Origin of the sequence: Streptomyces sp. NPDC086519 (assembly GCF_040686075.1) — a bacterium.
Taxonomy (GTDB): Bacteria; Actinomycetota; Actinomycetes; order Streptomycetales; family Streptomycetaceae; genus Streptomyces; species Streptomyces shenzhenensis.
Genome location: NZ_JBFBJL010000157.1, coordinates 1 through 2,607, shown reverse-complemented (window position 1 = coordinate 2,607; position 2,607 = coordinate 1). Strand labels below are relative to the sequence as shown.

At 68.0% G+C, this 2,607-nt stretch carries 1 protein-coding gene; it reads right to left on the bottom strand.

All coding sequences use genetic code 11. The features are described from left to right. On the bottom strand, positions 1–2,607 hold a 2,607-nt coding region (locus AB0P24_RS47760; protein WP_365805753.1), incomplete at both ends, for an amino acid adenylation domain-containing protein.

The window sequence follows — 2,607 nt, the reverse complement described above, 5'->3', positions numbered from 1 at the left end:
CCCCGAAAGCCGCGCACCATAAGCCACCTGGAGGTCATTCGCCAGCACACCCATCGACCACGCATCCGTCGCGATGTGATGAGCCACCAACAACAGGACAGACTCCTCCTGCGAAACCCTCAACAACACCGTCCGCCACGGCAACTCAACCGCCAGATCAAACCCCCGCCCCACCTCCTCCTGCATGACCGCACGCCAGCCCTCACCAGCCTCGACCACGACCAACTCAGGATGACTTTCCCCTCCCTGCAACACGTGCTGGTAGGGAACACCCTCGATGGCCGGGAAGACCGTCCGCAGAGTTTCATGGCGGTCCGCAACATCACCCAACGACGCAGCCAGCGCCGCCACATCCAACTGTCCGCTCAGGCGCAATGCCATCGGCAGGTTATAGACAGCGGCCCCGCCGTCGGCCTCTTCCATGTGGTTGAGGAACCACATGCGCTGCTGGGCGTACGACAGAGGCACCCGCTCCGGACGCTCCCGACGCGCCAGCACCACACCCGCCGACGTCCCGGCCGCCTCCACCAACCGCCCTATCCCGGCCACCGTCGGCTCCGCGAACACCTCACGCACACCCACCGACACCTCAAACACCGACCGAATCCGCGCAATCAACCGCATCACCAGCAACGAATCACCACCCACCTCGAAGAAACTCCCCTCCACACCGACCGAGCCCGCCTCCAGCCCCAGCAACTCGGCGAACAAGCCGCACAGGATCTCCTCCGTCGGCGTCGCCGGCCCCCGCGAACCACCCAGACCCAGATCAGGCACAGGCAGAACAGCCCGATCCACCTTGCCGTTCACCGTCAACGGGAACCCATCAAGCACCACCACCGCCGAGGGCACCATGTAGTCCGGCAGACGCGTGGCAGCGAACGCCCGCAGTTCCTCCCCGTCCACCTCACCGACGGCATAACCGACCAGACGGCCCTCCCGCACCACCGCCACCGCCTGCTCCACCTGCGGGTGCGCGGCCAGCCCCGCCTCCACCTCACCGAGCTCAACCCGGAACCCGCGGATCTTCACCTGCTCGTCGGCCCGGCCCACGAACTCCAGCCGCCCGTCGGCCGTCCAGCGCGCCAGGTCGCCGGTGCGATACATCCGCCCATCGCCGTCACCGAACGGGCACGCCACGAACCGCTCAGCCGTCAGATCCGCACGGCCGACATAACCCCGGGCCAGACCATCCCCCGCGACATACAACTCACCCGTGACACCTGCGGGGACCGGCCGGAGGTAGGCATCCAGGACATACGTGCGGACATTGGGCAACGGACGACCGATCGCCGGCGCAACGTCCTCCCCGGTGATGCCCTCAGCCAACAAGACCGCCGTCGAGATCACCGTCGCCTCGGTCGGACCGTAGGTGTTCCACACCCGCGCACCCGCCCGCCACTTCGCCGCCAGGCCAGAGTCCAACCGCTCCGCGCCCAGGACCCAGTTGCCGATTCCGGCGAAGTTCGTCGGCTCCAGCACACCCAGCAGCGACGGAACGACACTCGCCACCTCGACACCGCTGCTCTCCACCATCGCGGCCAGCGCGGAAGGGTCCAGCCGCTCATCGGACGAGGCGATGGCCAGCGTGCCGCCGGCGACCAGGGTCACGGCCACGTCCAGCACAGAGGCGTCGAAGCTGAAAGAAGCAAACTGCAGCGCCGTCACGCCCGGCTCGACCCCCAGCACCGGACGCATGACGGCGGCCAGGTTCGCCACCGACGCATGCCCGACCGCCACACCCTTCGGACGGCCCGTCGAACCCGACGTATAGATCACGTAAGCCAGCTGACCGGCCGCGATCTCCGGCAACTCACCCGATACGGCTTCCAGTTCGTCGAGACGGACGACGGCGACGCCGTCCGGCAGACAGCCGGCCGTCTCGCCCGAGACCACCACGAACTCCGCCGCACTGTCGTGGACCATGTACGCCAGCCGGTCAGTGGGGTACTCCGGGTCGAGTGGCACGTATGCCCCGCCGGCCTTCCACACCGCCAGCAACGCCACCACCATCTCCACCCCGCGCGGCAGACACAGACCCACCCGCGATTCGCGGTCCACACCGCGCGCCACCAGCCCACGCGCCCACGCATCCGAACGCGCGTCCACCTCCGCATAGGTCAACGAACGCCCACCCGAACGCAACGCCACCGCGTCCGGAGACTCAGCCACCCACCGCCGGAACCGCTCCACCACAGTCCACGGCTCAACGTCCACGCCCGTCGCGTTCCACTCCTCCACCACCGCAATCCACTCAGCCGCATCGAGCACATCGAGATCGCCCAACCGAACCCGCGGATCCGCCGCCACCTGCTCCAACACCCGCACGAGTCGCTCCGCCAGCCGACGAACCGTCTCCTCGTCGAACAGGTCCGCAGCGAACAGAATCCCGCCACGCAGGCCGTCCGGAGTGCCGCTGTCGGACCACCTCTCACTGAGGTCCACCGACAGATCGAACCGGGCCGCAGGGTCCTCCGCCGGCGGAACCTGCTCCACCCACAGTCCCTCCAGTTCCCACTGGGCTTCCGGCACGTTCTGGAGCGCCAGCATCACCTGGAACAGCGGATTACGGGCGGCGGAGCGGGTCGGGTTCAGCTCGTCCACGAG